Here is a 25,492-nt window from a genome sequence, read left to right as displayed (position 1 = left end):
ATTGCGCACAGCAGGTGTTATTGCCATATATCGTTCAATACGATGTTGGCACTGCAGCCGGAAAATTGAAAAGTGAATGGGGCCATCTCGTCCACTCCTAACTGCTGGTACACATTTTCCACCAACTGAAATACTTCTAATGTATTCCGGTCTGTATCAATGATCAGGTAGTAAGGAACCTGTTGCTGCTGGTAGATTTCAAATTTTGTATGGCGGTCCTTTAATGCAGTGGCAGGAGAAAGAATTTCTGCAACCAGGTCGGGTGGAAAGTCAAGAAAAGCTTTTTCGATGGGTTTGCAAACTATCAGCAAGTCGGGGTTCAACACCGTATCTTCTGAAATTTTATAATCAATGGGTTGATATGCAGTGCAACCGCATTTCCCCTTTTTCAACGCAGCCCTGAATTCTGCATGCAGGTTGCCCGCAACTGCCTGGTGGCGCGGCTTTGGCGCCGGACTCATTGCATACGGAATACCATCAATCAGTTCCCACTTGCCTTCCCAATGCAGGTAATCGGCGTAAGTGTAATGGGGCAATATTTTGTAAGCGGTAGACATTCCTGTTTTAAAATTAAGACTATTCCGCAAGACCAAAACTTCCTGAATAGTGCATCTGCTCATTTACAGGAGCAACTTACACCACCGATAGCAGCACCTGCCACGCAGCTTCCACGTTACCCGCATCCAGCAGTTGGGCGGCATGGCGGTGCATTTCCGTTTCCATTTCCTCGGGGTTAAGCGAATAATACTGCACAATGTTTTTCAGGTGATCGTCTTCAAACTGCGGCTGCACCACGGGCTGCTTATGCACATTAGCCAGCATGCCCAGGTGGTTGCCGGTAAGTATTTTGCTGCGGCGAATGCTTTCCGGCAAAGCATCGATGCCGATGCCCAGTTGCGTGTTGGGTTTGGGCACCGTAAATAAATTATCGGCACCTACGCGGCAATACCAATCGCCGCCGAGGCGGGCTACCAGTTCCAGTTTGCGCTGGTCTATTTTGCCGTTTTCGTCCAGCAGCGTATCATCTACATGAACGCACAGCACTTCACAAATCACCAATTGACCGGCGCCACCTTCCGCACCCAGCGATTTTATTTCCAACACCCGGCATTCCAGTTTTGCTTTGGCTTCTTGCACCATGGGCGGCTGCACCAGGCTGGCCGGTTGTTTGGTAAAACCGCTTTTTACAAATTCATCCACACCCTTGCCGTATTCGCATGAAGCCAGCGATGCCTGCTGCAACATATCGTAGGTAACGATGTTGATCACCACTTCGGGAACTTCTTGTACGTTTTGCAGCGTGTGTTTGGTGGTATTGTCCCGCACCCTGCGGGCCGGCGAAAAAATAACAATGGGCGGGTTGGAAGAAAACAGGTTAAAAAACGAAAACGGGCTCAGGTTTACGTTGCCGGCAGCATCGATGGTGGATGCAAAACAAATGGGCCGTGGGGCCACCAAGTGCTGCAGCCAGTATTGTTTTTCGGCAGCCTTCAGCGGGGCAAGGTCAATACGCATGGGCGTGAAAGTAGCAAATAGAAACATACCCTTTGCCCCTAACGGTATCGGCTGCGGCCCGTTTTGCTGCAATAATTGCCGCTGCTCCATACATACCGCCACTCATACGGGAAAAGCCGTTTTGCTGTAACATCCCGGTGCGCTGCTCCGTTGCAGTTACAAACCGACACATAACCAACCAAACCAATAGCATGAAAGCAATTATTTTATCCCTGCTGCTCTTTGTTTTTACCATGGGCAAAGCCGTTGCACAAACCATTACCGGCAATAAAGTAAGCCGCGATTTCCCGGTGGCCAGTTTCGATGCCATTAAAGCCAATGGCGTAGTGGAGCTAACCCTGGTGCAGGGCACAAAGGAAAGCGTGACTGTTGAAGGCGACGAAGGCCTGCAGGCTTTTATCACCATTGCCAACAACGGCAACACACTGGAAATTGACACCAAGAAATTGAGCAACAAAAAGTTAAAGGGCGACTGGAAGCTGGCCGTTACGGTTTATTTCCGCAACCTCAACGATGTGTCGTTAAGCACGGTGGGCAATGTTCGCAACGAGGGTACACTAAAGCTGGATGATGTAAAACTGCGGATCAGCAGCGTGGGCAACACCAACCTGAAACTGGAGGCGCAAAAGTTTCGGCTTGATGCCAGCAGCGTGGGCAATATTGAACTGGCGGGCAGTGCAAAAGATGCAGTGCTGCGCAACAGCAGCATCGGCAACATTAAAGCGGTTGATTTTGCAGTAAGCAAAATGGACATCGACAACAGCGGCATCGGCAACACCGAGATAAACGCTGCAGAGATCACTGGTTTTCACAGCAGCACGCTGGGCAGTGTTCGCAACCGCGGCCAAAAAGTAAAGAACTGGGATTAACAGCCAAGTACTCCTCCATATAGCAGGGAAAGGCGGATACCGGAAACAGCAGGTGCAGGCTTCCTACAGTTTCGGTGGAAACCTTTCCTTTTTTTGGATAGACCAGAATATCGAACAGACGAACAAGGAATGTCGAATAATGAAGTATCTTGAACTGTACTCCAATAATTTACAATTATTAATTATTGGCTGTTCCCTTCTTCATTCGACATTACTTGTTCCTTGTTCATCTGTTCTTTATCTCTTTGTTCAAAATGCTCCAATCAGTGTCTTCCTGCTCCACCACGTTGTGCAATGTGCCCAGGCCTTCAATCTCCATTTCCACGGTATCGCCGGGTTGCAGCCACTGCTCGGTATAGTTGGGGTCATTGAATTTCCCGGTGCCATTGAGTTCCAGAAAACAACCGGTGCCTACCGTGCCGCTGCCAATCACATCGCCGGGCAGCAGGTCCACACCATACGATGCCCGTTCGATGATCTCGCCAAAAGTCCAGTCCATATCGCCCAGGCTGCCGCGGCTTACTTCAATGCCATTTACTTTACAGCTCATGGCCAGGTTCCAGGCCTGTCCGCGGTGGCCCTCTTTGGGTGCCGTTTCAAAACTCCTGAGTTCGTCCAGCGTTACCAGCCACGGTCCGATGGTGGTGGCAAAATCCTTTCCCTTTGCGGGTCCCAGGTTCAGCAGCATTTCTTCCATTTGCAGGCGGCGGGCACTCCAGTCGTTCATGATCATGAGGCCGCCAATATATTCGTGTGCCTCTTCTGCACGGATGTTGCGACCGCTTTTGCAAATAACAATGGCCGCCTCCAGTTCAAAATCCAGTTTTTCAAAATGATCGGGCATCAGTTGCAGGGTACCCGGCCCGGTAATGCTGTGGTGGTTGGTGAAATAGAAGATCGGGTATTCGTCAAACTGCGGGATCATGTCTACACCACGGTTGCGGCGGGCGGCCGCCACATGTTGCCTGAAGGCATAACCATCGCGGCAGGATGTAGGAAAAGGCACCGGCGCTAGCAACTCCACAGTTTCCAGCGGCTGGCCTTTGGTTTCACTTATTTTGCCCGCTTTAATCAGCTCCACCCCGTGCAGCGCCACCGGCAGCATATCTTCCCAGTATTGTAAAAAAAGCCCCATCGAACCCGGCAGGTCGGGGTGCAGTGTTTCGATATCGTAAACACGGCCGCCCACAAGCACGGCCAGTTGGTCCACATGTTCTTTGCGGTAAGAAAGCAACTTCATAAATGCAAGCGTTGAAATTGAAAAACGGCTAAGGTATGCATTTAGTAAAAAGGCCAGCATGATACAGTTGCGCCAAATGTTTTATATGGCAGTTGCATCAATACAGGCAAAATTTTTGTGGTGATATGTGCCCATTGTATAACGTGCAATTGTTGCAGTGTTACAAATGCACCAGCCAAGATTCTTTTTTCACCACCCAAAAAGCCCTTAACAATGAAATTCGAGAAAATTCACAACAAGGGACAAGCGAAATTGTTCGACAATCCTTACCTGGAAATGCTCACCAAATCACACCCGCTGGTGATCTGGGGCATGTACATGCCGGTAATGATCGGGTTTCCTATTTATGCTGCCCGCAATTACAACTACAGCGGCCTCAACATCGGCCTGTTGTATTTGGCGGGTATGTTTGCCTGGACGCTGTTTGAGTACCTGGCGCACCGCTACCTGTTTCACTGGATTGCCGACAGCAAGCGGGCACAAAAAATCATTTACATCATGCACGGCAACCATCACCATTATCCCCGCGACAGGGAACGGTTGTTTATGCCGCCGGTGCCCAGCCTGATGATAACTTCTACTATTTTTTTAGTGCTGTACTTACTGCTTGGCGGAGCCGCCTTTGCTTTTTTTCCGGGCTACCTGCTGGGCTACCTGCTATATGCCTCCATGCACTATGCCATTCATGCATGGAACCCGCCCTTTAAATGGATGAAGCCCTTGTGGCGCAACCACCACCTGCATCATTACAAAAACGAGCACAAAGGTTTTGGCGTGAGCTCCACGCTGTGGGATCATGTGTTTGGTACCATGTTCGACCTGAATACAGAAAAAGAAGACAAGCGGAAAGTCGAGGAACTGATGTTTGCCAGTAGCAAAGAAGGCGACAAAAGAGCATAATCATATTTTTGTGCCCTGAACAGCAAAAACACCGCAACTGTTTTCAATGCAGTTGCGGTGTTTGGGCAGGTCGTCCGGCTGTAGAAAGAGACGTGTATTATGGGCCAAAAAAAATTAAAGCGATTTGCCGAGCTGCTGCAGTTTTCCAACGTATTGCAAAACCCCGAAGGCATGCAGGGGACGTGGCAGCAGTACTTCAATAACAACCAACCCCTAACGCTGGAGCTGGCCTGCGGCAAAGGCGAGTATGCACTGGGGCTGGCGCAAATGCACCCGCAGCGCAACTTTGTGGGTGTGGACCTTAAAGGCAACCGCCTGTGGGTGGGCGCCAAAAAAGCAACCGCCGCGGGCCTCAGCAATGTTGCTTTTTTACGCATACAAATCGACCGCATCCACGAGTTTTTTGCTCCCGGCGAAGTGGAGGAAATTTGGATCACATTCCCCGATCCGCAACTGCGTATTTCAAAAGATAAAAAACGCTTAACGCATCCCAAGTTTTTGCGGCTGTACCAGCAGATACTGCAGCCCGGTGGAAAAATCAACCTCAAAACCGACAGCCCGGTGCTGTACGAATTTACCCTGAAGGTGATTGAAATATACGGCTGCACGCTGCACCAATCTACCGATAACGTATATGCACAACCGCAAATAGACCCGGAGCTGCAGATTAAAACGCATTACGAAGGGCTGGATATTGCGGGCAGCAACAAGGTGCACTATGTATGTTTTTCGTTGCCGGCAATGCTGCCGGGCGCCGAGCTGGATGTGCGGCTGCACGAAATGCTAAAAGAAGAAGCCGGTGTTGACTGAGGGCGAAGAATATTATATTAATAGCCAGGGCTTGCTGGTGTTTACCGAAAAATACCACCGGGCACGGGGCTATTGCTGCGGCCGTGGGTGCCTGCATTGCCCGTTCAATTACTCCGCTGTGCGGGAGCCGCGCAGATCGGAATTGCTGCAGCAAAGGGCGGAACGTGAAGCCGGGGATAAGAAAGAAGAATAGTTTTTATCTGAACCACGGAGGCACGAAGAACACGGAGCAACACAAAGAAATATTTACATCGTTGGGGTTGTTGTGTTTGCATTTCAAAAAAGAAAGTTTCAAGCTTTTTATACAGATGTGGAATGGAAAAAGCCATGCATTTGATTGTTGGCAACACTTGAGTTAATGGTGGCTTCTGCAGCTACAATGACATAAACATAGTTGAATAACGGCACATAGAATTTCAATTCATCAACACAAAGGCTTCATCAAAAGATCAATCCGAAATCTAAGACAGCCTGATTTCGAATCTCTTTTTACAGTATTAAAAGGTGGAATCATCAATTAAATAGTTTGCCAACAACGCAGCGTTTTTGTCCTTAATAAAAGACAGCCGCATCCAATCATAGCCAAAGAACTTTATATTTGGAAACCCGCACAATTCCTCCAAAAACTAACTGCAATGAAAAAGATTTTACTGCTCCTCCCTTTTGTATTCTTTGGGCTGTTCGCCACCGCACAATGCGATAAACCGGTAACTTTTAAATGTTACAAAGGGCGGCAGTTCAAAAATGGCAGTGCAAAAGAAGAGATGCCCTTTGAAATGACCATGACTATTGATAAAGGTAAAATGAATATTTACATGGCTATGGACAGGGCTACCTCAACGATACAGGGCGAAATAACAGAAGTGCTTACCTGCGAATGGACCGAATACTTGCACAACGGTAAAACGAGGTACAAAGGCAAGGTTACCCCGGAAGGCGGCAGCATGCAAGACGCCTACATTGAAATTGAAAGCACCAACGGTCAGACAAAAATCTCGTTCAGCTCCACGCCGGACGATACTTCGAAACTGCAATTCGATGTAGTGGATTACACTGTTGCGGAAGACGATGCAGCAACACCAAAAGCTGCCGAACCGGCGAAGCGTAAAAAGAAATCATAGCCAATAAATCTGTTGCTAACTCATTTTAAAACATAGCCTATGCCCCGCCGGCCCACTACCCGCGAAGCACTCAATAAAGTAACCCCTTCGGGTAAAAGGGATGCATCGTTCTTTGAGCTGGTGTACGACGTAGTGCGGCAAATTCCTAAAGGGCGGGTTACATCATATGGCGCCATTGCGGCGGCACTCGGCACCCGCTCATCGGCACGTATGGTGGGCTGGGCCATGAACGGCGCTCATGCCGTGCACCCGCCGGTACCCGCACACCGCGTGGTCAACCGCATGGGTCTGCTTACCGGAAAAATTCATTTTGCCACGCCTACACAAATGCAGGAGTTGCTGGAAAGCGAAGGCATCGAGGTACAAGCGGATAAAGTGCAGGATTTTGACCGGCTGTTTTGGGACCCGAAAACGCTTACCGTGTAGCTTTTTTTTACTCAATAAAATATAACGGCAAAGGCCAACCGCTTTTATGGTTTGTCGGCACCCGCTTGTATGATGGTGCGCACCTGCTCCATTTTAAAATCAACGGCTTTGCGCAACGCTTCGGTTGTAGGCAGCGCTTCCACATCGGGTTGCACGCCACGACCGTCTTTCGGCGTGTTTTTGTTTACCACTAATCTAAATAGCGGCAGTCGGAATCTTACCTTGGTTACCGGCAGCGTTACATCGGGTATCAGCCAGGCATTGTTGCCATAGGCGCTGCCACCGGTTTCTTCACCCACCAGTTGCACGTTTTGCTGCGGCTGCAGCGCTGCTGCCACCAGCGTGGCTGCGGAGAAAGTATTGCCGCCCGTGAGCAAAAACACCTGTCCATTGTAATGGTGCCGTTTGCGGGGCTTGAAGTATTTGCGTTCGTAAAACGGGAAATGATAGTATCCATCGCTGCGTTTGCGGGTAAACGCCACCAAAAACATGCTGTTGAACAGGCGCTCATTCCGGTAACGACCATAGCGGCTCCAGCGCCGAACCGCGTACAGCGAGTCGGCCACTTTAAAAGGCTTATCGGCCAGGTACCGCGTCAGCAGGTTGGAGTAGGTAATGATGCCGCCGCCATTGCCGCGCAGGTCGATGGCGAGGTTGGGCGTGCCCTTTTTATCCAACTCCCGAAAAGATTGCCGGAAAAAACGGCGCAGCCGGTAGCTGTGCGTAAATGTACCGAGGTCCATCACCGCCAGGTTAGCGGCGCTATCAAAGCGCAGGCTGCGGGTATTTTGCAAATCCAGTTTGCGGCGCTCCCTTCGGTTGGGGCCAATGGGGCGGGGCGGCTCGTTGGCGCGGGCCGTGCTGTCGCGAATGATGCGGTACAGCGGTGTTTGCACCGTTTGCCTGCGGCCCGTAGTAATATCGGTAAAGTCGACGCTATACCTTGTTTTATAGCCAAAAAGGGAAGTATAGGCATTGCCAAATCCGCCGCGGTTGCTCAGCGTTTGGTACTTATGGGTAAGGTTGTAGCCATCGGTAGGCAGGTGCTGAAACAGCGTATCGATAATTTGCTGCATGGGCCGCCCGTCGATGGAATGGATGATGGCGCCCGGTTTCAGCAGGCTGTCGCGGCGGTTGAGGTTGGCAACGAGGTAAGCAGTATCGGGCCATATTTTGAGCACCAGCGGAAAAAAGCGGCTGCTGCTGCGGCTGGCCCTGGCATAAGCCAGCGATGGCCGCACCGATGTATGTCCGCAACCAATGCCCGACACCACATACGACAGCACATTGCGGTATTGTATTTCATTCATCGAATCGCGGATCATGCTGCGGGCATGGTCAAAGCGGCGATCCACCGAATCTTTGGTGTAGTACCAGTACAGGCCAGGGTGGGCATCTTCCAGTATCTCCCTAAAAAGATCAAACTCCTTTTGCAGCGCCGCCGCACTGTATTTTTTATTCTGCGGCAAAGGCTTTACTGCGCGGCAACCAGATAGCAGCAGGAGTAAACTGATGGCAAATACAAAGGATTTACGATTTGGGATTGACGATTTACGATTGGGGCTGCTGCTGGTGCTATACACGCTATTTAGGGAAATGCTTTTACCACAAATCGTCAATCCAAAATCGTCAATCGTAAATCCCTTCATGCTCAGGCGCCTCCTTTATTAAACGCGTTCCATCCCTGCGCAGTCAATGCGTGTTTGGTGCCGCCCTTAGTGTAAATGATGCGGCCCTCTTCGGCTTCGTTCAAAAAGCCCACAACACTGATCTGCGGGTGCTCTTTTACTTTATCGTAATCGCTTTGGCTGATGGTAAACAGCAGTTCGTAATCTTCGCCGCCGCTGAGGGCACAGGTGGTGGGGTCGAGGTTAAATTTAAAGGCTGCTTCCCTTGTTTCTTCGGCAATCGGGATCTTTTCTTCGTATAGTACACAGCCCAGATTGCTTTGCTTGCAAATGTGCAGGATCTCGGAAGAAAGCCCGTCGCTAACGTCAATCATTGCCGTGGGTGTCAGTTCGGCTTCTTCAAAAAACCGGATGATGTCCTTGCGGGCTTCGGGTTTCAGCAGCCGGCCTACGGTATATTTTTCGCCTTCCAGGTCGGGCTGCACCTGTGGGTTTTCCAGGAAAATGCGTTTTTCACGCTCCAGTAAAGTAAGACCCAGAAACGCAGCGCCCAGGTCGCCGGTCACGCACAGCAGGTCGCCTTTTTTGGCGCCATTGCGGCGCACATATTTATCCGGCGCTACCTCGCCAACGGCGGTGCAGGAAATGATAAATCCTTTTTGCGAAGTGCTGGTATCGCCGCCAATCAGGTCCACGCCATATTCGTCGCAGGCTGCATGCACGCCGGCATAAAACTCGTCCAGCGCCTCCACACTAAATCGGTTGGAAAAGCCCAGCCCCAGCAGAATCTGTGTAGGCGTGGCATTCATGGCGTAAATATCACTGACGTTTACCACCACGGTTTTGTAGCCCAGGTGTTTCAGCGGGGTGTACATCAGGTCGAAATGCACGCCTTCGATGAGCAGGTCGTTGGTGAGTACAGTTTGCTTACCGTAATGGTCGATCACGGCCGCATCATCCCCCACCGGAACGATGGTGGATGCATTCTGGATCTCAAAATTTTTGGTCAGGTGCTCAATCAGGCCAAACTCGCCCAATGATGCTATTTCGGTGCGTTCTTCCATAGTTGTAAAATGCGAAGGTAGAGGGAAAGTCAGAAGTCGGAAGACCGAGGTCCGAAGACATTTGTAATGGTGCTATCTATCTTTCGTCTTCGGACTACAGACTTCCGACTTCTCCTTTCACCCATTTCACCAAATCACCATGCATTATGTCATTGGCGGCAATGATGCCGGGTTCATAAACTGAGTAGGGCTCGCCGTGGATGTTGGTAACGATGCCGCCGGCTTCCTGCACCATCAGGTAGCCCGCTGCGCTGTCCCAGGGTTTCAGGCTGTGTTCGTAAAAACCATCAAAGCGGCCACAAGCCACCCAGCACAGGTCGAGGGCTGCCGAACCCAGGCGGCGCACCGGAATGCCGCGGCGGATAAAGCGTTCAAATACCTGCAGCGGCCCATTGGGCTGATCGAGGTAGGTGTAGGGAAAACCGGTAACGAGGCAGGCATTTTCCACCCGCTCTTTTTTACTTACCTGGATGGGTTTGCCGTTGAAGGTGGCGCCCTGTCCCCGCTCGGCCAGGAACATTTCGTTCATAAATGGGTTGTACACTGCGCCCAGCACCATTTGCCCCTGATATTCCAGCCCGATGGATACGGCACAAATAGGAATGCGGTGGGCAAAATTGATGGTGCCGTCAATGGGGTCGATGATCCATTTGTATTCGGATGCCTGCGGCAGGTCGCCCGATTCTTCGGTGAGTATATGGTGGTCGGGAAACTGGGCCCGGATGGTTTCAATAATGGCTTTTTCGGAAGCATGGTCCACTTCGGTCACCAGGTCGTTGCGGCCGTCTTTCGAGGCAATATCAAAGGCAATATCATCAAACCGCCGGATAACGGCAGCAGCGGCTTCGATGGCGGTTAAGAGGGTTTGTTTGTGCATGGGGCAAAGGTAGGTTTGAAGTCGGAAGACTGGAGACCGAGGTCGGAAGTCCGAAGTCCGAAGATGGAAGACAACCACAATAGTGGCAACTGTCCTCGGACGTCGGACTTCGGTCTTCCTACTTATCTTGCCCCCGTGCAACTTTCCATCATCATTGTTTCTTATAACGTCCAATACTTCCTGGAGCAGTGCCTCCAATCGGTGCGGCGGGCCACTGCGGGTCTGGAGGCGGAAGTGATTGTGGTGGACAATGCATCAACCGACGGCAGTATGGCGTACCTGGAGCCGCGTTTCCCGGAGGTTGTTTTTTTACGGCAAAATGAAAATGTGGGCTTTGCACGGGCCTGCAACCTGGGCTGGAAAGCCAGTAGTGGGGAAAATGTGCTATTCCTCAACCCCGATACTATCCTTGCCGAAGACACGCTGCATATTTGCCTCCATTTTTTATCACAACACCCGCAGGCTGGTGCAGTTGGCGTGCACATGATCGATGGCGCAGGCGTTTTTTTAAAAGAATCCAAACGCGGCTTTCCCCATCCGATGACTTCCCTTTTTAAGTTGACTGGGCTAGCTACCCTTTCTCCGCAATCGCCCCTTTTTGCCCGGTATTATTTGGGTCATTTAGGAGAAAATGGGACCAATGAAGTTGATGTTCTGGCCGGTGCTTTTATGATGATACCGCAAGCGGTGCTGCAACAGGTAGGCGCTTTTGATGAGGCTTTTTTTATGTACGGCGAAGACATCGACCTAAGCTACCGCATCCAAAAAAGTGGGTATAAGAACTATTACCTGGCCGAAACGTCCATTATTCATTTTAAAGGCGAAAGCACCCGCAAGGCCAGCCTTGAATATGTGCGGCGTTTTTATGGTGCCATGGTCATTTTTGTGCGCAAGCATTACCGTGGCTTGGGTGCCAGCCTACTCAGGATGGCGTTGGGTGCCGCCGTCGGGGTCAGTGCTTTCTTGTCCATATTGGGCCGTGGTTTACGGAAAAAAGAGTCGAAAGCCTTGCATCCCGCAACCGGGCCGGTTGCTGTTGTGGGCACGGAAGATCAGTTCCGCCAGATAGCTACAGCATTTGACAAAACAACGCCTGTGCAGCACCTTGAAAACCTGGCCGCAACAACCGCGCAGCAAGCACAAACGCTGGTGCTGTGCGAAGGAGTGCTTTCTTTTAAAGAAATGATTGCAGCCATGCGCCGCCACCCAAAGGCTTTCCGGTACCGCCTACATGCAGCGGGCAGCGGCAGCGTGGTGGGCAGCGACAGCAGCTCGGACCGCGGCACCATCATCAACCTGGCCAGCTGATTTTCAGATCGTCATTTGCTGCACTGAACCGGCCAGCCATCACCACATCCCCATCCCTCATCCCTTCCGCTCCGCTTCCTAAAACAATCGTAAATCCAAAATCCTAAATCGTAAATCCCCTGTCTTTACCTTTATATTTGACGATTAACGAACAGGATGCATGGCGAGTATTATTGATTTTAAAATTCCCAAACGGATTGCCACTGCACTGCGCTTGCCACAGAACGACCTGCGGCGGCAGCAATTGCAGGTGTTGAAAAAACTGTTGAAGCGGGCCCGCTTTACGGAGTTTGGGCAGCGCTACCGGTTCGATGAGATCCTGATGAGCCGCCACGCAGGCAAGGCTTTCCAGGAGGGTGTGCCGGTGCACGATTACAACAAGATTTACGAGGAGTGGTGGAAAAAAACACTCGATGGCGTGCCCGATGTAACTTGGCCGGGCAAGATCAAGTTTTATGCGCTGTCGTCGGGCACTTCCGAGTCGGCTTCTAAATACATCCCGGTTACCAAAGAAATTTTGCGCAGCAACCGCATCAATTACCTGCGGCAGCTGATTTCCCTGTTTAGCTACGAGCACCTGCCGCGGCATGCCGTTACCAAAGATTTTATGATGCTGGGCGGCGCCACCGACCTGCAAAAAGGCAAGGCAGGCTGGTATGCCGGCGACCTGTCGGGTATTTTAATGAAAAACCGCCCGTTCTGGTTCCAGACTTTTTACAAACCCGGCGGCCGCATTGCTCGCATTAAAGACTGGAACGAAAAGCTGCACGAAATAGTGGAGAAAGCCCCCGAGTGGGACATCGGCTACATTGTGGGCGTACCCGCCTGGTGCCAGATGCTGATGGAAATGGTGGTGAGCCATTACAAGGTAAAAACCATACACGATATATGGCCCAACCTCGGGTTTTTTGTGCACGGCGGCGTGGCGTTTGAGCCGTATAAAAAAGGCTTTGAAAAGCTGCTGGGCAAACCCATTGTTTATATTGAAAATTATCTTTCCTCGGAAGGGTTCATCGGGTTTAAAGACCGCGAACATGCCAAAGGCATGCGCCTGATTTTGGACAACAACATCTTCATGGAGTTTGTGCCGTTTAACGACAAAAACTTTGATGCCGATGGCAAAATGGTGGAAAAGCCCGAGGCGCTGATGATACACGAAGTGGAGTTGGGTAAAGAATACGCCCTGCTGATGAGCACAAACGCCGGATCGTGGCGCTACCTTATTGGCGACACGCTGCGCTTTGTGGACCTGGAGCGGGCCGAAGTGGTGATCACAGGCCGCACCAAGCACTTTTTGAGCCTGGTGGGCGAACACTTGAGTGTGGAAAACATGAACCGCGCCATCCAGTTGGTGAGCGAAGAATTCAACATTTCCATCCCCGAATACACGGTGGTGGGTTTTCCGCACCAAAGCTTTTTTGCCCACAAATGGTTTGTGGCCTGCGATGATCCCATTGATCCCGCGCTGCTGGGCCGCCGTATAGACGAACACCTGTGTGCCCTCAACGATGACTACGCCGTGGAGCGCACCAGCGCACTGAAAGAAGTTTTTCTGGAAAAGCTACCCGAAGAAACCTTTATGGGCTTTATGGCGCAAAAAGGAAAACTGGGCAGCCAGCACAAATTTCCGCGGGTGCTGAAAGGCAAAATGCTGCAGGACTGGAAGGAGTATTTGGAGAAGACGGGAAAGACAGAAAAGACTGAAAGTCAGTAAAGTTGGAAAAGACAGTTATACCAGCGGTAGTTTCATCAAATTTGCAAGTAGAAGGCTTTTAGTCGAAAGCAATTGCTTTGCTGTCTTCACTGACTTTTCCGTCTTTTCGGACTATATTATTCGTACTTATGGCAGAGGCTATCTGGAAAGGACTTTTATTGGGCCTGTTGTTGAGCATATCGGTGGGGCCGGTCATATTTTCTATTTTAAAACAAAGCATCAACAACGGCATCAAAGGCGGCTTTGCTTTTATTATCGGCGTTTCGTTTTCCGATATTTCGCTGGCTGTTGCCTCTAATATTTTTACCGAGCTGTTCTCCAACCTGACCGAGTACCGCAAGTACATTGGCATTGGTGGTAGCCTGTTCCTCATTACAGTGGGTGTGTATTTTCTTTTCTTCAAAAAAGTGCAGGTCAACCAGGAAGGCAAGCAGATCATCCAGGTGCGGAAAAGGGATTACCTGAAACTCTTTTTGGCGGGCTATTTCATGAACATGCTCAACCCGGCCATTATCCTGTTCTGGCTCACCACGTCCACGGCATTTATCGAAAACACGGTGCAGCAACGCATTGTTATTTTCAGCCTGGCCTTGGTGCTGGTTTTTGCCGGCGATGTGCTGAAAGTGGTGCTGGCTGGCAAACTGCGCCGGCGGCTGACGCCCAAAAACATCCTGCTCATCAACCGGCTCAACGGGATGATTCTTGTGGGTTTTGGCATTGCGTTGCTGTGGGGATTGCTTTTTTACAGCCCCATCCAGGCAGTTGGCGAACCGGTGAGTAAGATCGAAACGGTAACGACGGCTGGCGAAGGTGGATGATGTAAAAAAATTGAGCGCATTAAAAAGCAATGGCTGCACAAAAACGTTTCTGTGCAGCCATTGCTTTTTAATGCATGTTTTATAACAAAAGGTGGACTAGGAAACTTCAACCCAACAAACCCGCAAATTGTATTCTTAAAAAAACCTATTCCTCCATCCGGCTTTTTAGGTCCATGCTTTGATGCAGAATCCTGATCACTTCAATGTCATTGGCAGGCATCATTCTGTAGAATACAATGTGCTTTCCTACGCGAAGGCCCACCAACCCGGCATCAACCTCTGGGTACCTTTTTCCCATCTCCGGATGCTCCAGGATTTGCTCAAAACTTGCGGCCAGCATTGCGTAATACTTATCCGCTTGCCGCTCCGACCAGGTTTCGAAGGTATATTCCCAAATTGCAGTAAGGTCTTCAACGGCTTTTTGGGTAAGAAAATACTTAGGCATTCCGCTGCTTTGCTGCTTTTAATTGTTGCAAGTGCTGATCTGCATCAAAGTCTTGCGCAATGCCGCTGTTTATTCCTTCAATAATTGCATGCTTCAAAGCAGCAACCCGGTTTTCCTCTGCTTCCAAAAGTCGTAATCCCGCCCTGATCACCTCACTGGCATTTTTATACCTGCCCTCGGCAATTCGATTTTCTACAAAGTCTTCGAAATAGTCGCCCAGCGAAACAGATGTATTGCGTCCCATGCTACACGGTTTGCCTAAAATTACCAAAATTTGGTAATTGCAAAAGAAGCTATTGGAAAACAAAAAAGGTCACCCATTCAGCCCCAAGCCAAATAGCTAACCTTTTCAATCCGCGGATTGCTGCAAGCCTTATTTAATACCCATACTCACACCCATTGCAAACAGGTTCATATCGGTCACCGTAATGTTGCTGTGGCTGCTCAGGTTCATTACCCGCACTTCCAGGCTATCGCCTTTGCTCAGCGGCGTCATTACCTGGATGGCGGTAGAGGTTACCTCGTTGCTGTCGCCCAGTTTTGTTTGAATGGTACCGGCCGAAAGGGGCTTTCCGTTTTTATACACCACTGCTTTCAGCACCTGGTTGGGCTCCGCCGAAAATGCAGCCAGCGTGCAGGAAATATGAAACATTTTGGTGACGCTGCCGGTGTAGGTAAGCGTGTTGGCCTCTGCGCTAGCAAAACTGTAGGCCTTGCCGGTAAACTGCGTGCCGCCGGCCACTTTGTGGTACACTCCGGATGCGGAAATATCGGTAGGCACCACGTTGCTGGTCATCGACAATTCGCCCATCGGGAACAGCTCGGGTTCGGCGGGGGCCGCAGCGGCTGCCTCATCCACATTAGGTGCTACCAGCTTGGCCCATACCGGTGCCGTCGGCGTTCCGGAGTTGTAATAATAGCCGCTGCCGCCGCTCAGTGCTGCATTGGTGTTGTACACCAGCAGGCCGGAGGCGGGCCGGAGTATGGATTGTGCGTCGTTCGCGGATCGGAGGCTTACCTGCGGTACCAATGCTTCCCGGCTGGGCTGGGTAGCTACGGGCAAAGAGGCGGCGCTTGTGCGTACTGTGGCAGATGTAAATGTGGCGTTTTGGGCCTGCGTGTTTTGCATATATGTGGCCAGGCAAAAGAGCAATATGGCGCTCCTATATATCTTGTTCATAGGAAAATAATTTAAAGGGTAAAGGACCGATACATGAACGACATTTTTAATGACTACAGAGATGCCATATGATGATAATACTCAAAGTGCCGTATAATGCATTTTTGGCATGGCGCCTTTTATCCACTTCTTTGTATTGCTTGCTGCATGCCGGTTTTAAGCGGGTTGCGCCAGTTTTTGGCTGCGCCAAAATGGGCCGCTGCAGCAAACATTTTTTCCGCTCTTTATTTTGCAGGAGTAACTTGCCGCATCGATGGCAAAACAAAAAAAAGCCGCTGCTCCCAAAAGCAGGCGGTCGTTCTGGGGATGGGTAAAACGGGTGGTGATCACCCTGTTTATTGTGCAACTGGTGTACATCGTGGCGCTGCGCTGGATTGATCCGCCCATTACGCTTACGCAACTGGGCAGCCTGCTCGGCGGAGATGGGCTTAAACGCGACTACGTGGACGGCTCCGAAATCTCGCCCAATATGAAGCTGGCAGTAATGGCTTCCGAAGACCAGGTTTTTCCCGACCACGGCGGCTTCGACTGGAAAAGCATCAGCAAGGCCCGCAAGCACAACGAGAAAAAACCACAGCGGGTTCGCGGTGCTTCCACCATCAGCCAGCAAACGGCCAAGAACGTTTTCCTGTGGCAGGGCCGCAGTTGGGTACGCAAAGGCCTCGAGGTTTATTTTACCAAAATGATTGAATGGATCTGGGGTAAAGAACGCATACTGGAAGTGTACCTCAACGTGATTGAAATGGGCCGCGGCGTTTATGGCGCCGAAGCAGCAGCGCAGGCTTATTTTAAAAAACCGGCATCCAAACTAACCCGCCGCGAAGCGGCCATGATCGCAGCCTCGCTGCCCAACCCCAAGAAGTTTACGGTAAAACCGCTGCACCCGCAGGTGCTGCGCCGCAGTGCATGGGTACAGCGCCAGATGGCCGCCCTGGATGGCGATGCCGATATCCAAAAACTGCTGCAATAGCGTGAATGGGGAATGGTGAATTTTTTATTGACCATTCACCATTGCCCATTCACGGCTTCACCTCCAGGTTGATCTTATCGCTGTTGTGCGTAAACCAACCCGCATCGGAGCCAATGGCAAAGCGCAGGAAATATGTACCCGGCGGCACCGAAAGCGGCAATTGAAAACTTTGCTGCGGGCTTTTTACAAGTCCTTGCACCGACAATTGCAGCGGCAGGTCTTGCACCAATTTTCCCTCTTTAAACAAACCAATTTTTACCGGCGCATCCACATCGGGGTGCTGTTGCAGGTAAGCCGCATAATGCAGCGGCACATCGGCCCGGGCAGTGATGTTGAGCGGCGCACCGGCAGCTACTTCATAAGCGCTTTGCCCGGGGCGGATCATTATTTTGGAAAAAGAATGAAAGGCGCTGTCCACGCTCCAATGAATGGTGCCCATTGGCGTTTGCAACGAGTCGATCCAGGGTTGGGCGCCATCTATTACCGCCACTGGTTTTCCCAGCAGCGAATCTTCCAGCGGCCAGAAGTTATGGTTGTTGCGGCGCCAGATATATTCGTTTACCGAGTAGGTAGGTTTGCCCGTGTAAAACCAGTACTGCGATGCTTTTTGATACGACGATGGAATAGCCAGCGGCAGGCTGCCGGTGCGCTGGCTAAGCTCTTTGGGCCAGCCATGATAGTAATGAAACCGCTCCTGCACCACGCGGGCCGGTACCACATCCACCACCATCACAAAGCGGATGATTGCAACCAATATCAATGTAGGCAACACCAGCCGCCCAATCCACCGGCGGGCCTTGGTGCGCTGCTGCAAGTGCTGGTGGCACAGCACCAGGATGGGCACCACCATGGGCGCCGTCCAGTTGGCTTCCACTTTTCCTTTAAAAGTGCTGAGCAGGAAAAAAAGGAGCACACCGATGCCGGTAAATTTCAATGCCCGTTCGGTGGTGCTTTTGGGTTTATAAATAAATAGCGCCGGCAATAAAATAAACCCTGCCAGCGGGCCGGTAATGAGCAATTGGCCCAGGATGTAATCGGTGGTGTAATTGAATTTGTAGGGGTTTACATTGCTTTCAAAGAGGTGGTAGCGGAACGAGATCCAGTCGTGCCCGTACTGCCACCACAGGTGCGGCAGAAACAGCACCAGCGCAATGATGCCTGCGACATAGGTTTGCCAGCGGGTAAACAGTTTGGGGTTGGAGATGAGCGTAAAAAATACAATGAGTACCGCGTGGTATTTGCTGTACATCAGTGCGGCGGTAACAAGTGCCAGGAACACAATGTTGCGCGGCGAAGCATCCCGCACAAAATCGCGGTAGACATAAAAGAACAACGCAGTAAAAAACAGGAGCGGCAGATCGGGCACGGCCATAAAACCCGACAGCTGCAATACGGCCAGCACGCCGCACAGTGCATAAAAAAGGAACGGCGCTTTACGTTCGGTAAGTCCTTCGCAAAGCGCTACGGTGGCGGTGTTGAGCAATACCACCATTAGCCGTACGCCCAGCTCATTTGGGAAAAATGCATAGCCGATTTTAATGAGCAGCGCCGTCATGGGCGGGTGGTCGAAATAGCCCCAATCCAGAAAGCGGGAAAAGGTCCAGTAATAAGCTTCATCATCCTGCAGCGGCGTAAGGCCCGCCTGCAGCAGCCCAATGAGTAACCACGCGGTGTAAAAAAGTGCACGGTGATTTTTTGATACAAAAGCGTTCATGCCTGGGGGTTAGTAAGGTGGTGGTTAATGATGTTGATGGCGTTGGAAAGGCGCTCCTCGCCGCTGCCGGAAATAACGGCCCACGGAGTGCCGTCGTTTACTAAAATGTCTTTGTATTCCAGAAAAAGCCGCCGCCGAATTTCCGGGTCGGGCTGTTCGCGGAGGCCATCCTGCACCCAGGGCAAATCCACGTTGCACAGCAGGTACAGGTTGTAATTGCTTATTGCCGCCTGTTTTAAAATCCAGGGGTGGCAGGTGCCAAACACCACTTCGCTCCACACTTTCATCACGTATTGGTTGGTGTCGATTATGAGAGGAATAGTCGGGAGTTGAGGGTTGGGAGTTGACGGATTTCGGATTTCGGACTTCGGATTTTGATTAACCAGTTTCGTGGCCGTTTTTTCTTCCAGTGCTTGTTGGCCCTGTGCAATGGTGAGCAGGTTGTTGTACGTATAGTGCGTTCCGTTTTGCAACAAAAATTCACGGGCATACTCGGGCACCCACAAGGTGCCGTAGTGGGCAGCAAGGCCTTCACAAAGTGTGCTTTTGCCGGTAGCTTCCGGGCCAATGACCACCACTTTTTTCATCGCTGCGAAGGTAGGAAGGAGGGGAAGTCAAAAGTAAAAAGTCAAAATTCAAAAGTGGCCGGTACTTACGCTGCTCTTTTTTACTTTTTACTTTTGGATTTTTATTTATTCCTCCAGCAGTTCCTGGCAGCCAAATTCTTTTTCCAACAGGGAGTCGTAATAGTCGGCTTTTTGAAACAGCTGCCGAAACATATCGGCGCCGTTTTCGCGGGTCATGTCCAGGTCGTACATGATGCAGGAGAGCACAATGTTTTGCTTGGTGCAGCTTAATACCAGTCCATCTAGCCTGAAGTTTTCGGTGAGCAAAAATTGGTACAGCGGCTTGATTTGGGTAGTGTCGGAGGGCAGCTGGCACAGGTATGCATCGCCGGCTACAAAATAATTTTCGGGGTTGTAGTTGATCTTTATTTTGGCAGCGCCTTCTTTTACGCTCCAGTTGTTGGCACCGTCGCGGGCCAGCTTTACATCTTTGCCCAGGTCCTCCAAAATGGCTTCCACTGTTTTGGCAATGCCCACCGGCTTGCGTTCACGCTCAGGCGGCATGGGCAGCTTTACCTCGGTGCCGCAAAACGGGCAATACCGCGTGGCGTCGATGTTGGAAGGCACCACCAGGTAATTGCAGCTGTGGCAGCGGGTGGAGGGCTCGCCGCGGTGCGACTGGTACAGCTCCAGCGCTTCGCGCAGGTAACTTACCGGCAGGGCAAAACCCAGGTTATCGCCACCGCGAATGATGAACGAGTTGACACCGATGATCTCGCCCTGTTTATTCACCAGCGGCCCGCCCGAGTTGCCGGGGTTAATGGCCGCATCGATCTGGATGTATTTTACGCCATCGCGTACCCGGTCCACTTTTGAGATCACACCCTGCGTGGCCGTGTAGTTGAGGCCATACGGGTGGCCAATGGCTACCACCACTTCGCCATCGTGTACCTGTGCGTAGTTGCCCAACCGCACTTCGGCCAGGGCCACATCTTCGGGCGGCTGCAAAAATGCGAGGTCGTGTTTTTTATCGGTGTACCACACCCGTGCAATGCGCTTTTCAAACAGGCGTCCCGCAATGGTTACTTCCGCATTTTGCCCCACCACGTGTTCGTTGGTGGCAATGAGGTTGAACTCTTTTAAATAAAAGCCCGTACCCGTGCTCGTTTGCGTAGCAATCTGGATAATAGCGGGGCGATATAGTTCGATGATCTGCTGAGTAGTCATAGGCAACAATTACTGAGCTGTTTCCATGTTTAAGGACTCAATCTCATTCGTAAACGACTGGTTAAAGGCCACGGCATTGTCCCATTTCAGGCGGTCGGTGCGGAATTTCATTTCCCCATATTTGCCTTTCCATGCTTCCTGTATGCGGGCAATTTCGGCAGTGATGGCCTCCTGGTTATAGGTGCCGTCTTCGTTGGTGAATTTGATATTATACCCAAGGTCATTGAAATAACCGCTGTACGACACCTGCATGAACAGGATAAAAAATTCGGTAATGGGACGGGGCAAACTATACGTAAACTGGCAATAGGCAAAACCGTACTCCGCAATAAGTGCGGCTATGCGTGCCTGTTTGTTTTCCTTGTACCAGTTGATGTTTTGATTGGCGTTGTAAATGGCATCGCCCACCGACTTGTAGCTTTGCGGCGATACAATGGCAAACGTGTACCGCGACCGGAACAGGTAAGGCATAAACTGCTCCCTGGTGCGGCCCGCCATCTTTTGGAAACACTCGATCATTTCGCCGTTCTTTTCCGGCACGGGGCGGTTGTCTTTGCGGAAATAAGTTTCCACAATTCGTTCCAGGTCCAGCAGCAGCTTGCCTTCGGGCACAATCAAAAAATCGATGCGGTAAGCCAGCGCCAGCAGCACATAGGCAATGCCTCCCGAATATTTATCGGCATCCACGCCTTCGATCAGTTCCAGCGTTTCGCGGATCCATTTTTGAAACCATTTATATTTTACCTCTTTCTCCTCTTCCGGTATGCCCAGCACATGGTCTTTATCCATGGGCTGCAGCGTGGTAAAATCCTGCACCAGCAGGTCGTCCTGTTTGTCGGCGCGGGTGGCCAGCTCTTTCAGGCCGTAATACAGCTTGCTGGGGTTGGCTGTTTCAATGTCTGATGAAAACAGCATGCACAGGTTTTCGCCGTCCAGCGCAAACGAGGAGTAATACAATTTAAAATTGATCTCCAGCAGGCGCCGCATCACGGGCACCGAAGGCTGCGGCATGCGTGCCAGCACCGTGCTGGCTTCCAGCTTTTCGGCATCGTAGCGGCCACGCACCACCTGCGAGCCCTGGTAAATCAAAAAACTGCCCGCAGTGTCGCCATCGGGTTGGTGCACCAGGTTGCCTTCCGCATCATCGGTGAGGTAGTCGAAAAAGGTGCGGATGCTTTGGTGGTATTTTTTTTCCTTAAACAAGGCATCGGCTTCGTTCCACTTGGCTACTTTCTCCACCGGTTTGTTGTTATCGGAGTACCGGCCAAAGCGGATGGCGGGTGTGGTTTCGTCCAAATCTTCGGGTTTTGATCTTTTAAACAACTTTTCCAACATAGTATGCAAGCCTTGTTGAGCACCCTGCGGGCACCGGGGCGACGCAGGGAAAATGGTTTGCTTCAAAATATGGGCCGCAACCAGTGGGCATTAAAGATAAGGGGATGCGCTTTGCCCCAAACATGAGCTTGATCTATTGTTGTGCTGGTTTTAGCCAGTGGCTGCGCCGAAAGTGCCGCTTCAAAAAAGGTCACGAAATATTGGTTTGCTTCCATTTTTTATCAAAAACCAACTTATCAACACCCGCGGGCCGGCACCCTTCATTTGCATCAAAAATGCTTAGTTTCGCCCCCTGTTCGTTTTGTATATAAAAGAACAGCTCTGGCCATACAGCAAAAGAAAAAAGGTTTATGAAATTCATCGTTTCCTCTTCGCAGCTACTGAAACAACTGCAGCATATAAATGGCGTGATCAATGCCAATACCGTTTTGCCCATCCTCGAAGATTTTTTGTTTGAAGTGGCCAACAGCCGCCTTACGGTGGTGGCTACCGACCTGGAAACGGTGATGCGCATACAAATGGACGTGGAGGCCCGCGAGGCCGGGCGGGTGTGCATTCCAGCCAAGATCCTGATGGACTCGCTAAAAAACCTGCCCGACCAGCCGCTGACCTTTACCATTGATAAGAACTTTGGTGTAGAGATCACCTCCGACAATGGTAAGTACAAGGTGATGGGCGAAAACCCGGATAATTTCCCAAAAGAGCCCACTGCTGATGATACCACATCGTTTACCATGCCTTCAACAGCGCTGGTAACGGCTATTAATAAAACCCTGTTTGCGGTGAGCAACGACGACCTGCGCCCCGCCATGACCGGTGTGTTTTTTGAACTGAACAAAGAGTACATCCAGTTTGTGGCCACCGATGCGCACCGCCTGGTGCGGTACAAGCGTACCGATGTAAGCTGCCCCCGCCCCGACTCGTTTATTGTGCCCAAAAAGCCGCTGAACCTGCTGAAATCGGCCCTGCCCGACAACGAGGACGAGCTGACGATTTCGTACAACCCCAACCACCTGTTTGTGGTGCATGGCACTACGCAAATGAGCTGCCGCCTGATCGATGCCCGTTTCCCCGATTACAAAGTGGTGATCCCCGCCGACAATCCTTATAAGCTGGTGCTGGAAAAAAGCCTGTTTCAAAGTGCCCTGCGCCGGGTAAGCGTGTTTTCGAACAAAAGCACCAACCAGGTAGCGCTGAACATTTCAGGTTCGGAATTGCAGCTGGCCGCACAAGACGTGGATTTTTCTTTTGAAGGAAATGAGCGGATGCAGTGCCAGTACGATGGCGAAAACCTGACCATTGCCTTTAATGCCCGCTTCCTGATTGAAATGCTGAACGCCGCCGACGGCAGCGAAGTACGCATTGAGCTGAGCACACCCACCAAGGCAGGCATCCTGAAACCGATGGAGCAGGAAGAAGGCGAAGACCTGCTGATGCTGGTGATGCCGCTGATGTTAAACCAGTGATTTGAGGATTGGAAAGGATTTTAAAGATTAATTTTTAGCGGGTAAAAAGACCTGCACTTTATACAACGAGTACTCCATTGGGAGTGCTCGTTTTTTTATTTACGGCTAAATCTTTTTTATCAGGCTTCAAAACAAACAAGTAGTTACCAACTTCAGACTCCGGACTATCAACTGTCAACTACCAACTCTCAACTCCTCCTTTCCGCCCTCACCATTTCGCGCTTGCCGGGCGGGCCGGGTATTTTGGTAACGGTAAAACCGGCTGCCTGCATGGCGCGGCGCACCACACCTTTGGAGCAGTAAGTTACCAGCACGCCACCAGGATTGGTTTGTTGGTATAGTTGCGAAAAAACCGCTTCGGTCCACAACTCGGGTTGGGCGGTGGGTGCAAAGGCATCGAAATAAATCAGGTCGAAGGGCTGGTTGGGTGAGAAAGCAAGGAGGTCGGTGTTGGATTTACGCAGGGAAAACAGGGGATTGATGGCAACAGGTTGTTCCCAAGGTGCATCGTGCAGTTGGCGGAATAGTTCGGGATTTTCAGTGGCGTAATTGAGTCCGGAGGCTTCTTCGGCCGACAGCGGGAACTTTTCTACAGCGGTAAAATGAATAGGACATTGAAGCCGCTCGGCGGCAAGGGCCGTGAGGTAGGCATTGAGGCCGGTACCAAAGCCCATTTCAAAAATGTGCAGGGGCTGCTTACTGGTCTGGCCACTTGCCGGCTCGCTACTGTTGTGGGCGCCTGCCTCAGTGGCCTGACGAGTAAGCCCCAGCCGCCAATAAAGCCCGGCTTCAATAAACACATGCAGGCTTTCCTGCACGGCGCCGTGGTGCGAATGATAGGTAACCCCCATTTGAGGGATGGCCACCGTATGCGACCCATCGGCTGTGGAAATGATCTGGCGAATCATGAGGCAAGTTAAGAAGGAGTCGGAAGTCCGTGGTCGGAAGATGGAAGAAGAAAATGGCTGGAAAGATGTTTTGCTAAACAGAACGTTTATTTCCGCAAAGCCTTTTGCATCTGCATCAAATTCTTTCTGCACCTTTCAGACTTTTTGGGGCTCATTCTTCGGACTTTGCGGACTGCTGTCTTCCCACTTCCTCCTTATCTTGCCTCTATGCACTATACCGCCCACCTCAGCACCGATCCCAAACTTGCAGCCCTGATAGAACGGCAAGGCCCACTCGAAGTAAAGCAGCGCAAAAATATTTGCCTGCGCCTGTGCGCTTCCATCATGAGCCAGCAGCTGAGCACCAAGGTGGCCGAGGTGTTGTTTCGCCGGTTTTTGGAGTTGTATGGCGGCACCGAGCCTACGCCGCAGCAGATAGCGGCCACGCCGCACCAAACGCTGCGGGGTATTGGCTTGTCCAATGCAAAGGCGCAGTATGTGCTGAACGTAGCCGAATTTTTTACCGCCCAAAAACTGACCGATGCCAAGCTGCGCAAGATGGAAAATGAAGCACTCATCGACTTGCTGACGCAAATCAAAGGCGTGGGCCGCTGGACGGTGGAAATGCTCCTGATGTTTACCCTTGGCCGCGAGGATGTTTTTGCCCCCGATGATTACGGCATACAGGTGGCCATAAAGGGCCTGTACGGCCTCGACGACAGCAACAAAAAAGCCTTTCGCCAGGCCATGACGGCAGTGGCCGAAAACTGGGCTCCCTACCGCACATACGCCTGCCTGCACCTGTGGCGATGGAAAGATGAACCGGTGATTGGTAAGATTAAAAAGGATTGACATGATCAAAGCATAAATGGATTGGTACGCAGGTGAAAACGCTCAATTTTAAATAATCAAATGTTGATCAATTAAGCGCCTTTTCCACACGCAGCCTCCAATCATTCAAATCCTTTCCAATCCCACAAATCACCGGTTACACATGAAAATGCCGGTGCGGTCTGGCACTAAAGCACCACCGGTCACCGGCAAGCATATGTAGTAAAATAAAAGTTCGGTCAGTCAACGGCCTTTACGAAAACGGAGGCTTACAGTACGATCACGCTGTTTTTGGTGCCAAATTCATTGATCTTCTGATCGTCTGCATCGGGGTCGTTCATCCACTCCGTTTCGTTGATGCGGTATTTAAATTCGTGCTCCGAATTTTTGGGCAGCGACAGTTCGCAGGAAAATGTGCCGTCTTTTTTGCGGCTCATCACCACCGAGTTTTCCCAGTCGCTGTTCAGTCCCAGGATCTCAATTGTTTCGGCGTTTTCTACCTTAAAGGAAAACTTCACTTTACAGTAATCCTTTGTTTTGAAATACGTCTTTGTTACCATTTTTTAAGGTATTTAGGAGGT

The 25,492-nt window shown here is 51.0% G+C and carries 27 protein-coding genes; 12 read left to right on the top strand and 15 right to left on the bottom strand.

Annotated elements, in window-relative coordinates; genetic code table 11:
- Positions 1-17 precede the first annotated feature (17 nt).
- The gene (locus EPD17_RS02415; protein ID WP_165929498.1) at positions 18-557 is read right to left on the bottom strand and encodes a Uma2 family endonuclease; all 540 of its coding nucleotides are present in this window, start codon (positions 555-557) and stop codon (positions 18-20) included.
- Between the two features lie 76 nt (positions 558-633).
- A complete protein-coding gene (locus EPD17_RS02410) occupies positions 634-1,515 on the bottom strand; it encodes a flavin reductase family protein (RefSeq protein WP_132051466.1) in 882 nt (293 codons plus the stop codon).
- A gap of 191 nt (positions 1,516-1,706) precedes the next feature.
- On the opposite strand from EPD17_RS02410, the gene EPD17_RS02405 reads away from it, so the two are divergent.
- Entirely contained in the window at positions 1,707-2,384 is a 678-nt protein-coding gene (locus tag EPD17_RS02405; protein ID WP_132051464.1) for a head GIN domain-containing protein, read from the top strand.
- 226 nt (positions 2,385-2,610) lie between these two features.
- Here the strand turns inward: EPD17_RS02405 and EPD17_RS02400 are convergent, their stop codons facing one another.
- Complete coding sequence (locus EPD17_RS02400) at positions 2,611-3,624, bottom strand: fumarylacetoacetate hydrolase family protein (RefSeq protein WP_132051462.1); 1,014 nt, start codon at positions 3,622-3,624, stop codon at positions 2,611-2,613.
- Positions 3,625-3,837: 213 nt separating this feature from the next.
- On the opposite strand from EPD17_RS02400, the gene EPD17_RS02395 reads away from it, so the two are divergent.
- The 5 genes from EPD17_RS02395 to EPD17_RS02375 all read left to right on the top strand — a co-directional run bounded on the left by EPD17_RS02395 (position 3,838) and on the right by EPD17_RS02375 (position 6,881).
- Positions 3,838-4,524, top strand: coding sequence for a sterol desaturase family protein (locus tag EPD17_RS02395; RefSeq protein WP_132051460.1), 687 nt, complete (start codon positions 3,838-3,840; stop codon positions 4,522-4,524).
- A 99-nt stretch (positions 4,525-4,623) separates the two neighbouring features.
- Positions 4,624-5,334: a tRNA (guanosine(46)-N7)-methyltransferase TrmB gene (gene trmB, locus EPD17_RS02390; protein ID WP_132051458.1), complete on the top strand. Its 711-nt coding sequence runs from the start codon at positions 4,624-4,626 to the stop codon at positions 5,332-5,334.
- Entirely contained in the window at positions 5,324-5,527 is a 204-nt protein-coding gene (locus EPD17_RS02385; protein WP_240040711.1) for a DUF5522 domain-containing protein, read from the top strand. Before trmB ends, EPD17_RS02385 begins: the two co-directional genes overlap by 11 nt.
- A 442-nt stretch (positions 5,528-5,969) precedes the next feature.
- On the top strand, positions 5,970-6,455 hold the full coding sequence (locus EPD17_RS02380; protein ID WP_132051455.1) for a hypothetical protein: 486 nt from the start codon (positions 5,970-5,972) through the stop codon (positions 6,453-6,455).
- 39 nt (positions 6,456-6,494) lie between these two features.
- Entirely contained in the window at positions 6,495-6,881 is a 387-nt protein-coding gene (locus EPD17_RS02375) for an MGMT family protein (protein WP_132051453.1), read from the top strand.
- A 44-nt stretch (positions 6,882-6,925) separates the two neighbouring features.
- Here EPD17_RS02375 and EPD17_RS02370 read toward each other — a convergent pair whose 3' ends face one another.
- The 3 genes from EPD17_RS02370 to EPD17_RS02360 form a co-directional block, all read right to left on the bottom strand.
- Complete coding sequence (locus EPD17_RS02370) at positions 6,926-8,350, bottom strand: S41 family peptidase (RefSeq protein WP_165929497.1); 1,425 nt, start codon at positions 8,348-8,350, stop codon at positions 6,926-6,928.
- A 182-nt stretch (positions 8,351-8,532) separates the two neighbouring features.
- The gene (gene thiL / locus EPD17_RS02365; protein WP_132051449.1) at positions 8,533-9,573 is read right to left on the bottom strand and encodes a thiamine-phosphate kinase; all 1,041 of its coding nucleotides are present in this window, start codon (positions 9,571-9,573) and stop codon (positions 8,533-8,535) included.
- A 94-nt stretch (positions 9,574-9,667) separates the two neighbouring features.
- Positions 9,668-10,450: an inositol monophosphatase family protein gene (locus tag EPD17_RS02360; RefSeq protein ID WP_132051447.1), complete on the bottom strand. Its 783-nt coding sequence runs from the start codon at positions 10,448-10,450 to the stop codon at positions 9,668-9,670.
- Positions 10,451-10,585: 135 nt separating this feature from the next.
- Between EPD17_RS02360 and EPD17_RS02355 the strand changes: the two genes are divergently transcribed.
- The 3 genes from EPD17_RS02355 to EPD17_RS02345 all read left to right on the top strand — a co-directional run bounded on the left by EPD17_RS02355 (position 10,586) and on the right by EPD17_RS02345 (position 14,290).
- The gene (locus EPD17_RS02355) at positions 10,586-11,758 is read left to right on the top strand and encodes a glycosyltransferase family 2 protein (protein WP_132051445.1); all 1,173 of its coding nucleotides are present in this window, start codon (positions 10,586-10,588) and stop codon (positions 11,756-11,758) included.
- 160 nt (positions 11,759-11,918) lie between these two features.
- Positions 11,919-13,472: a GH3 family domain-containing protein gene (locus EPD17_RS02350; RefSeq protein ID WP_132051443.1), complete on the top strand. Its 1,554-nt coding sequence runs from the start codon at positions 11,919-11,921 to the stop codon at positions 13,470-13,472.
- Positions 13,473-13,600: 128 nt separating this feature from the next.
- The gene (locus EPD17_RS02345) at positions 13,601-14,290 is read left to right on the top strand and encodes a LysE family translocator (RefSeq protein ID WP_132051441.1); all 690 of its coding nucleotides are present in this window, start codon (positions 13,601-13,603) and stop codon (positions 14,288-14,290) included.
- A gap of 145 nt (positions 14,291-14,435) precedes the next feature.
- On the opposite strand, the gene EPD17_RS02340 is transcribed toward EPD17_RS02345, so the two are convergent.
- From EPD17_RS02340 to EPD17_RS02330, 3 genes are all read right to left on the bottom strand, one after another.
- Positions 14,436-14,735 (bottom strand): type II toxin-antitoxin system RelE/ParE family toxin, encoded by a 300-nt coding sequence (locus tag EPD17_RS02340; protein ID WP_132051439.1) that lies wholly within the window; start codon positions 14,733-14,735, stop codon positions 14,436-14,438.
- A complete protein-coding gene (locus tag EPD17_RS02335; RefSeq protein ID WP_132051436.1) occupies positions 14,728-14,979 on the bottom strand; it encodes a type II toxin-antitoxin system ParD family antitoxin in 252 nt (83 codons plus the stop codon). Before EPD17_RS02335 ends, EPD17_RS02340 begins: the two co-directional genes overlap by 8 nt.
- Positions 14,980-15,108: 129 nt before the next feature.
- Positions 15,109-15,915 (bottom strand): hypothetical protein, encoded by an 807-nt coding sequence (locus tag EPD17_RS02330; RefSeq protein WP_132051434.1) that lies wholly within the window; start codon positions 15,913-15,915, stop codon positions 15,109-15,111.
- Positions 15,916-16,168: 253 nt separating this feature from the next.
- Here EPD17_RS02330 and mtgA point away from each other — a divergent pair, with 253 nt between their 5' ends.
- Positions 16,169-16,885, top strand: coding sequence for a monofunctional biosynthetic peptidoglycan transglycosylase (gene mtgA / locus EPD17_RS02325; protein WP_132051432.1), 717 nt, complete (start codon positions 16,169-16,171; stop codon positions 16,883-16,885).
- 49 nt (positions 16,886-16,934) lie between these two features.
- On the opposite strand, the gene EPD17_RS02320 is transcribed toward mtgA, so the two are convergent.
- From EPD17_RS02320 to EPD17_RS02305, 4 genes are all read right to left on the bottom strand, one after another.
- Complete coding sequence (locus tag EPD17_RS02320; protein ID WP_132051430.1) at positions 16,935-18,599, bottom strand: glycosyltransferase family 39 protein; 1,665 nt, start codon at positions 18,597-18,599, stop codon at positions 16,935-16,937.
- A complete protein-coding gene (locus tag EPD17_RS02315) occupies positions 18,596-19,186 on the bottom strand; it encodes an AAA family ATPase (RefSeq protein ID WP_132051428.1) in 591 nt (196 codons plus the stop codon). The genes EPD17_RS02320 and EPD17_RS02315 overlap by 4 nt, the downstream gene beginning before the upstream one ends.
- Before the next feature lie 105 nt (positions 19,187-19,291).
- Positions 19,292-20,392, bottom strand: coding sequence for a trypsin-like peptidase domain-containing protein (locus tag EPD17_RS02310; protein ID WP_132051426.1), 1,101 nt, complete (start codon positions 20,390-20,392; stop codon positions 19,292-19,294).
- 9 nt (positions 20,393-20,401) lie between these two features.
- Positions 20,402-21,688 (bottom strand): YbjN domain-containing protein, encoded by a 1,287-nt coding sequence (locus tag EPD17_RS02305; RefSeq protein ID WP_240040710.1) that lies wholly within the window; start codon positions 21,686-21,688, stop codon positions 20,402-20,404.
- A gap of 389 nt (positions 21,689-22,077) precedes the next feature.
- On the opposite strand from EPD17_RS02305, the gene dnaN reads away from it, so the two are divergent.
- A complete protein-coding gene (gene dnaN, locus EPD17_RS02300; RefSeq protein WP_114234560.1) occupies positions 22,078-23,193 on the top strand; it encodes a DNA polymerase III subunit beta in 1,116 nt (371 codons plus the stop codon).
- Between the two features lie 188 nt (positions 23,194-23,381).
- Here the strand turns inward: dnaN and mnmD are convergent, their stop codons facing one another.
- Positions 23,382-24,101: a tRNA (5-methylaminomethyl-2-thiouridine)(34)-methyltransferase MnmD gene (gene mnmD / locus EPD17_RS02295; protein WP_132051422.1), complete on the bottom strand. Its 720-nt coding sequence runs from the start codon at positions 24,099-24,101 to the stop codon at positions 23,382-23,384.
- Between the two features lie 207 nt (positions 24,102-24,308).
- On the opposite strand from mnmD, the gene EPD17_RS02290 reads away from it, so the two are divergent.
- Positions 24,309-24,932 (top strand): DNA-3-methyladenine glycosylase family protein, encoded by a 624-nt coding sequence (locus tag EPD17_RS02290; RefSeq protein WP_132051420.1) that lies wholly within the window; start codon positions 24,309-24,311, stop codon positions 24,930-24,932.
- A gap of 248 nt (positions 24,933-25,180) precedes the next feature.
- Here EPD17_RS02290 and EPD17_RS02285 read toward each other — a convergent pair whose 3' ends face one another.
- The gene (locus EPD17_RS02285; RefSeq protein WP_240040709.1) at positions 25,181-25,429 is read right to left on the bottom strand and encodes an isoamylase early set domain-containing protein; all 249 of its coding nucleotides are present in this window, start codon (positions 25,427-25,429) and stop codon (positions 25,181-25,183) included.
- Positions 25,430-25,492 lie beyond the last annotated feature (63 nt).

This window comes from Pseudocnuella soli (assembly GCF_004347775.1).
In the GTDB taxonomy this organism is placed as follows: domain Bacteria; phylum Bacteroidota; class Bacteroidia; order Chitinophagales; family Chitinophagaceae; genus Flavisolibacter; species Flavisolibacter aquaticus.
This window is presented reverse-complemented; position numbering and strand designations above follow the sequence as displayed.

Bases quoted from the DNA above. Each gene is read 5' to 3' on its own strand.
- EPD17_RS02320 (WP_132051430.1), bottom strand. From the start codon at position 18,599: ATGAACGCTTTTGTATCAAAAAATCACCGTGCACTTTTTTACACCGCG.
- thiL (WP_132051449.1), bottom strand. From the start codon at position 9,573: ATGGAAGAACGCACCGAAATAGCATCATTGGGCGAGTTTGGCCTGATT.
- EPD17_RS02395 (WP_132051460.1), top strand. From the start codon at position 3,838: ATGAAATTCGAGAAAATTCACAACAAGGGACAAGCGAAATTGTTCGAC.
- mnmD (WP_132051422.1), bottom strand. From the start codon at position 24,101: ATGATTCGCCAGATCATTTCCACAGCCGATGGGTCGCATACGGTGGCC.
- EPD17_RS02345 (WP_132051441.1), top strand. From the start codon at position 13,601: ATGGCAGAGGCTATCTGGAAAGGACTTTTATTGGGCCTGTTGTTGAGC.
- dnaN (WP_114234560.1), top strand. From the start codon at position 22,078: ATGAAATTCATCGTTTCCTCTTCGCAGCTACTGAAACAACTGCAGCAT.
- EPD17_RS02400 (WP_132051462.1), bottom strand. From the start codon at position 3,624: ATGAAGTTGCTTTCTTACCGCAAAGAACATGTGGACCAACTGGCCGTG.
- EPD17_RS02405 (WP_132051464.1), top strand. From the start codon at position 1,707: ATGAAAGCAATTATTTTATCCCTGCTGCTCTTTGTTTTTACCATGGGC.
- trmB (WP_132051458.1), top strand. From the start codon at position 4,624: ATGGGCCAAAAAAAATTAAAGCGATTTGCCGAGCTGCTGCAGTTTTCC.
- EPD17_RS02415 (WP_165929498.1), bottom strand. From the start codon at position 557: ATGTCTACCGCTTACAAAATATTGCCCCATTACACTTACGCCGATTAC.
- EPD17_RS02360 (WP_132051447.1), bottom strand. From the start codon at position 10,450: ATGCACAAACAAACCCTCTTAACCGCCATCGAAGCCGCTGCTGCCGTT.
- EPD17_RS02380 (WP_132051455.1), top strand. From the start codon at position 5,970: ATGAAAAAGATTTTACTGCTCCTCCCTTTTGTATTCTTTGGGCTGTTC.
- EPD17_RS02410 (WP_132051466.1), bottom strand. From the start codon at position 1,515: ATGCGTATTGACCTTGCCCCGCTGAAGGCTGCCGAAAAACAATACTGG.
- EPD17_RS02350 (WP_132051443.1), top strand. From the start codon at position 11,919: ATGGCGAGTATTATTGATTTTAAAATTCCCAAACGGATTGCCACTGCA.
- EPD17_RS02375 (WP_132051453.1), top strand. From the start codon at position 6,495: ATGCCCCGCCGGCCCACTACCCGCGAAGCACTCAATAAAGTAACCCCT.
- EPD17_RS02330 (WP_132051434.1), bottom strand. From the start codon at position 15,915: ATGAACAAGATATATAGGAGCGCCATATTGCTCTTTTGCCTGGCCACA.
- EPD17_RS02290 (WP_132051420.1), top strand. From the start codon at position 24,309: ATGCACTATACCGCCCACCTCAGCACCGATCCCAAACTTGCAGCCCTG.
- EPD17_RS02340 (WP_132051439.1), bottom strand. From the start codon at position 14,735: ATGCCTAAGTATTTTCTTACCCAAAAAGCCGTTGAAGACCTTACTGCA.
- mtgA (WP_132051432.1), top strand. From the start codon at position 16,169: ATGGCAAAACAAAAAAAAGCCGCTGCTCCCAAAAGCAGGCGGTCGTTC.
- EPD17_RS02310 (WP_132051426.1), bottom strand. From the start codon at position 20,392: ATGACTACTCAGCAGATCATCGAACTATATCGCCCCGCTATTATCCAG.
- EPD17_RS02335 (WP_132051436.1), bottom strand. From the start codon at position 14,979: ATGGGACGCAATACATCTGTTTCGCTGGGCGACTATTTCGAAGACTTT.
- EPD17_RS02315 (WP_132051428.1), bottom strand. From the start codon at position 19,186: ATGAAAAAAGTGGTGGTCATTGGCCCGGAAGCTACCGGCAAAAGCACA.